Source organism: Candidatus Hydrogenedentota bacterium (assembly GCA_012523015.1).
In the GTDB taxonomy this organism is placed as follows: domain Bacteria; phylum Hydrogenedentota; class Hydrogenedentia; order Hydrogenedentales; family CAITNO01; genus JAAYBJ01.
In genome coordinates this window covers 1-5,756 of record JAAYJI010000149.1, presented here as the reverse complement: position 1 = coordinate 5,756, position 5,756 = coordinate 1, and the positions used below count along the sequence as shown (strand labels likewise).

At 49.7% G+C, this 5,756-nt stretch carries 6 protein-coding genes; all 6 read left to right on the top strand.

Features of this window, described 5'->3' with window-relative positions:
- Nucleotides 1-283 (top strand): hypothetical protein (locus GX117_06515; GenBank protein NLO32996.1); only part of this gene is annotated, 283 nt, incomplete at its 5' end.
- Nucleotides 228-2,510: a hypothetical protein gene (locus tag GX117_06510; GenBank protein ID NLO32995.1), complete on the top strand. Its 2,283-nt coding sequence runs from the start codon at nucleotides 228-230 to the stop codon at nucleotides 2,508-2,510. The genes GX117_06515 and GX117_06510, both read left to right, overlap by 56 nt.
- 15 nt (nucleotides 2,511-2,525) lie before the next feature.
- Entirely contained in the window at nucleotides 2,526-3,107 is a 582-nt protein-coding gene (locus tag GX117_06505; GenBank protein NLO32994.1) for a TetR/AcrR family transcriptional regulator, read from the top strand.
- The gene (locus GX117_06500) at nucleotides 3,098-4,129 is read left to right on the top strand and encodes a radical SAM protein (GenBank protein NLO32993.1); all 1,032 of its coding nucleotides are present in this window, start codon (nucleotides 3,098-3,100) and stop codon (nucleotides 4,127-4,129) included. The genes GX117_06505 and GX117_06500 overlap by 10 nt, the downstream gene beginning before the upstream one ends.
- Nucleotides 4,126-5,052, top strand: a complete 927-nt coding sequence (locus GX117_06495) for a glycosyltransferase (protein ID NLO32992.1) — start codon at nucleotides 4,126-4,128, stop codon at nucleotides 5,050-5,052. The genes GX117_06500 and GX117_06495 overlap by 4 nt, the downstream gene beginning before the upstream one ends.
- Nucleotides 5,053-5,275: 223 nt before the next feature.
- Entirely contained in the window at nucleotides 5,276-5,728 is a 453-nt protein-coding gene (locus GX117_06490; protein ID NLO32991.1) for a hypothetical protein, read from the top strand.
- Nucleotides 5,729-5,756: the final 28 nt, after the last annotated feature.

Genomic DNA, 5,756 nt, shown 5'->3' with positions numbered 1-5,756 from the left:
GCTTCTTGGCGTTGACAGTGGGCCGGTGTCATTGCAGGCGCTGCAAGAGGGTATTATTCATGGTCTCGTTATTGATGATGCCGAACAAGCCGGCCCCCTTATTGTCAACGCATTAAAAGCACTCGCGGAAGAAGATCAAGCCTTTGAATTACCGGAGGATAACTGTATTATGCTGCCTTCAATACAGCTTGAGACCGCGAAATCGCTCAACACACAGGAAATGATGGATGCAATCAGAGTACAGGTACCATGGTTATCTGAGTCAGCTCACGGAACGCCCTGATCCGGAAGCCTTAAAACAACTTAATCAAGTCGTATTCCCGTCGGACAGTCTTGAACGATGGAAACTCGAAGATTATCCTTCGGGACAGGACTGGAAAAGTGTCTACGCACAAACTACCATGGCTAAGAATTGTGTGCAGTTACACGGCCAATTCGGCAGCGCTCCGGGCATTGATAACGTCAATCGCAAACCGCACTTTTGGGCTCCCCTTTCCGTTACTTGTGAGGAAGACGCCCGTTTCACGTTAGACTGTTCCCAATTTCCGAGCGTGAAAATCACCTATAGTTGTAAGACGCCCTACGCCTTTGCCGCTTGTCATTGGCAATATGCGGGCGGTGACCATCTTGTGTCTTTGGGGCATCCCCGCAACTGGACGACCGCGGCGATCCCCTTACAGCACCACAACTTTCCGAAGTCCATTTCTCGGTTCACACTGCGTCTCTACGGCTTGTCGCCCAATAATGCAATCTTGGAAATTGCCGAAGTTCGATTCCGATCGCTCCTGCCCGAAGAGGAGCGGCTCCTTCATGAATTTTATCTGGAATTGGAACAAGCTAAAGCGACGCCCCATTATCCGTTGCTCGACGAATTCCTCCCCATGGGGGTTCACATGAATATTCCCACAGTGGACCAGTTAGCGGAGATGCTGGATATCTCGTTCTTCGATTATCTGCGCCTTGCCTTTGAAGATATTGTGCGACATCATCACAACAGCGTGGTTCTCGAAGAAATGCAGCTCTTATCTCCCGAGCAACGCCATGTCGTCGTAGAACTGGCGGAAAACTTTGGCCTGCGGCTGGTTCCCTGTTTGAACTGGCCCATGGAACAATACGCCGCCATTGGTGGTGAAACGGCCATTGAAGAGTTCATTAAGCCCTATGTGAATTCCAGCGGCATCTTGGCCTGGAATCTATCTGATTCGCCGAAGGAAGAGCATCTGAAAGATTATATTGATGCCCGCGATAAAATCGCCGAAGTAGACCCGAACCATCCCGTCGTGATCCACAATCATCGGGCAGACACCCACCCCCTTTTCGCGCCTCATTTTGCAGTCTCCGGATTTTCGAATTTTAGCGCCACCGATCCACGGTCCTTGTCGCAGACCATCGATAAACATCTGCCCTTCCTGGGCGGACAACAATTTTGGCTGACAGCGCCTGCTTTTAAGCATATATCAGGCTCTCCCAATTGGTCTTCCAGCCCTCAATTACGCCTCATGTTAAACACGACCCTCGCCCATGGCGGCCGCGGTTGGTTCTCCCATTGTTATCACAACACGCCGGTATGGGTAAGTGGAGACTACGAACGCTCCCTCACGGGACCTTTCCTAACCTTCAGCGATTTATGGTCGGAATTGGGTAATCGTATCGAACGGCTCGCAGGCTTGGCGCCGCTCTTTCTCAGCGCGTATCCCGTGCCGCAGCCCGTTCATATCCCCGTCTGCCTTGAACATAGCCGTAGCCCCAAAACACAGCTGGATCAATCCATTGAGCCTGTATCCATCTCCTGGCTGCAAGGTCCTGATTTCTTCCTTTTTTACGTGATCAACAATGACGCCAATCAAGCGACCTCCGTTCATTTTTCATTGCCCGATTACTTGCCCGATGATGAGGCGGTATATGAAGTGACCGCACTCGTACGCAATCGTGCGTGGGAACCTTCTCCCAATAAGCTGCGCTTTGAAATGTTTCCGGGGCAAAGCCGACTGTTCATGGTTGCCCGGCCGCCGGTTTGTAATCACTGGCGCGAAGTGATCGCACGGCGCATGCTTGAATCGGATCGACGTCAAGCCCAAGTGGATTTGGAATTGGCCCGCCAATACCGATTGAATCTCTATGAGATTGAAGATGCGCTCAATACGCAGGAAGAACACGCCTCTATTCAAGAACTGAATCGCGTAAGGGTTGCCCGAGAACACTTGTACAATCTTATCCATACGACACCTGAGATTTCTAAGGCCCATTCATTGCTTGTCCAGGCAAGCTCCATTGTGGCGGGATGTGATGAGGCCTTGGCGGCTCTTTGCGCGAAGCATGACACCGCTAGGGTTCGTGAACTCAGCGTGAAAGCGCTGCCGCTGGCGCGCACTTTAACGGCTCTTCGCTTGCAATTGCGCCGTGGTCATGGGCAACGTATCGCCCCGGACATCGCGGCATTGGTGCAATCGGGGAGCGTACTCTTATCCGAAATCTGGGGCCGCTACCGCCCCGGTTCTTCCATCAAATAAAGCAGATTGAAACTTATGGTGGAAAGAAGCACAGAGAAAGCCCTCGAAAAACGTCGTCTCTTAATCATTGATACTGCAAGAGAATTATTTTTGACCCATGGCTTTCACGAAGTAAAGATTGATACCATTGCTGCAATATCGGGCGTATCTAAAAAAACGATTTACCGTTTGTATAACAATCTGGAAACTTTAACCGCTCACGGGATTAAAAGAGATTTCGATTGCTGGTGGGAATGGTTTTTTGATGCGACCCTCGAAAACAAACAGGAATCAGATATTTCTTTGGAATTTTTTTATAACGTACTGGAGCATTGGATCAAAGGGGCAGGGTTTAAAGGATTATTATTTGCCCGCGCCCTTTTTAACACGGAGGCTTTGGGTGAAGAAGTCGCTGTCCTCGTCAAGGAGTGCACCAAGAAACTGCGGCAATTTATCTATGCTGAGGCGCGCAAAGCCGGCGTGAAAAAACCGGGGCGCTTTTCACATGTTCAAGTAGGATTGTTGTTGCTTATGCTGGGACAACCGGGATCGAATAAAAACCAAAACTGTGCTCCCAACGTCAATGATCTGCGTCGGATATACACGCTATGGCAATGACGAATTTTAAACACTTCCTACGCCATCCCCTCCTTTATTTGCTGCGCGCCCACGCACGCCATGTGATCTTGCACATTACGAACCGCTGCACCTTACGATGCAGAACCTGTTTTGTCACCAAAGAAGCGCTGGACATGGATCTGGCTCAGGTGCGGCTTGTCGCGAAAAAGATTGGAACGCTGCGGTGGCTGGATATTGGCGGCGGTGAACCTTTTTTGCATCCACAATTGGTGGAAATTTGCCAATGCTTTCCCAACAGCGCGATTACCATTCCGACGAATGGACAACAGCCCGAACAAATTTTTGAGACTGCACAAGAGCTGTGCGGCAGTTTAAAAAAACCGCTGACACTGGCTGTCTCCCTTGACGGATTTGAAACAACCAATGATTATTTACGGGGAACAGGATCTTATCAAAAAGCCGTACAGACGCTGCGCTTGCTGCGCACTATCCCCGGTCTCATTTTAAAAGTGAATACGGTGATCTGCGAAAAAAATTTCCCCGAGATGATTTCCTTCATGGAATTTGTACGCACTCTAAATCCTGATTACCATTCTCTGTTGTTGCTTCGGGGGAAGCCGGAAGATGCGGCGTTGGCGCTGCCCGCCTTTGATGAATTGGAAAAGGCAACGCCGCAACTACTCAAACACCTTGCATCCTACGATTACGGAAACAAAAATAATGCGCTGCTGCAGCTCTTAAAACGGCGCTATCAACGCTATCTCTGGTTGGTGAATTTAAAAACGCTGCGGACTCAACGCTGTATTGTACCGTGCAAAGCGCCTTATCTGCATCGTGTAATCTACCCTAACGGAGCCCTGTCGCTTTGTGAATTAATGCCGACTATAGGTAATGTATTCGAAGAGCCCATGGCGCTTTTAGAAAAGAGAATGTTTGATACCTTGCACGCCTATGAAAAAGCCAAAGGAGCCTGTTTCTGCACACACAATTGTAATCTGGGCGAAAATATTCAAAGTCACCTGCGATCCGTTATCTCCGTAATGCTGGGGCTTGACCCATGAAGAAAATTCTAGCCTCTATTATTATCCCCGTCTACAACCGCCACGACGACCTTCATCATGTACTCAACCAATTGGCAGCGCAAGAATGCTTGGATTTCGAGGTGGTTATTGTAGATGACGGATCGGAACCGCCCATTCGCTTTGATACAGGAAGTGCGCCCTATCCCCTGCGCGTCTTAAGACATGAAACGCGCTGCGGCATCGGAAAAGCAAGGAATAGCGGCGTCCTTGCCGCGGCAGCGGATGTCCTCGTATTCGTTGACAGTGACGGCGATATTTTCGATACCCGTTGGTTTGAAAAACATAAGGACTTGTTTAAGCAGGCTCGGGAAAAAGCGCAGCAGTCCGGAAAAGCTGGTTGTGTACTCCACAGCGAAGTTGTAGGCATCAGCCGCGGTTATTGGGGGCGTACGGACAGTTATTCCAATTGGTTCGGCAGTACAACCAAGCGCCCCGGCGAAATCGCAGACAGACATGTCCCCACCCATAACACGGCTACCGAAAGGCGCGTGTTCGATGTGGTCGGACTCTTTAATGAATCCTTAGAACTGTGTGAAGATGTGGAGTGGGCGTTTCGATGCTTAGAAGCCGGAGTAGGACTTTTTCTATATCCGGGCGCGCCTGTAGGACATTATGACCGAAACACATTTCGCGGGATGTGGCAGCATTATTACCGCTTTGGTCTTTACACCTTGAAAGCTCGGAACACAAACAAAAGATCTCCCTATGGGTGGTTATTTCCAAGGACTATCCCTGCCGCAATGGCGCTCCTCTTGATCACGCCCACGCTGATGAGTGTCTATGTGACCTGGCAATGGCTCAAGCAAACACCCAAAATTCTATGGTACCTACCCGGTCTTTATTTGGCAAATCTTGCCTCTTATCTCGGGATGTGCCGCAGTCTTATGGGTGGAAAACCTTAAACTACCCCTTTGAAGCCCTTTCAAACCCGCCATCTCTCGAGGGGGAGATAACACTGTTTCAGTCTGTGTTCACAGGGTTTAACACGATTTCGGAGCCGTAGCTTTTTGATGGATCCCCCCTTTCCTTGGAAATAATTTGAAGTAAACGAATAGATTTACTTATACTTTTGTTAACGTCACTGAACAAGGTAGTAAACTTGAAGAAGGTAGAATGAAGGTAACCATGAAAATGCGTGTGATAAGTTTGGTCGCGGCACTCTTGCTCGCCCTCATGCCTCTGTCAGGGCTTTGGGCGTGTTCCTGCGCCGATGACTGTGAATCCTGCGCCCGTCATCAGCAGATGACCGAAGCAGCATCACACAAAAGCAATCACAGCACAGAAACCTCCGGTCTTCATTCTTGTTGTTGTCCTTCTCAAAGCGAGGAGAAGGGCGAAGCGTACACACCAACCGATAGCCATGACTCCCGCTGCTTGTGTCAAGGGGAGACCCCTTATTACACCCTGCGCTCCCGGTATGTGACTGTTACCCCGCCGCAGGGCAATCATCTGTTCCTTTTGCCCGCCGACCTTGATTTGCCTTTTGGCAGCACGGCCGGGCTTATTCTTTCCTTTTTAGACCACACCCTACAAGCGACAGTTCCTGTCCATGTCCTTCACTGTGTTTTACTGTGTTGATCTTAATCAAGAACGATCTGTTTTGTAG

Coding starts and splice junctions, on each gene's coding strand:
- GX117_06495 (NLO32992.1), top strand. CDS start 4,126: ATGAAGAAAATTCTAGCCTCTATTATTATCCCCGTCTACAACCGCCAC.
- GX117_06490 (NLO32991.1), top strand. CDS start 5,276: ATGAAAATGCGTGTGATAAGTTTGGTCGCGGCACTCTTGCTCGCCCTC.
- GX117_06505 (NLO32994.1), top strand. CDS start 2,526: ATGGTGGAAAGAAGCACAGAGAAAGCCCTCGAAAAACGTCGTCTCTTA.
- GX117_06500 (NLO32993.1), top strand. CDS start 3,098: ATGGCAATGACGAATTTTAAACACTTCCTACGCCATCCCCTCCTTTAT.
- GX117_06510 (NLO32995.1), top strand. CDS start 228: ATGCAATCAGAGTACAGGTACCATGGTTATCTGAGTCAGCTCACGGAA.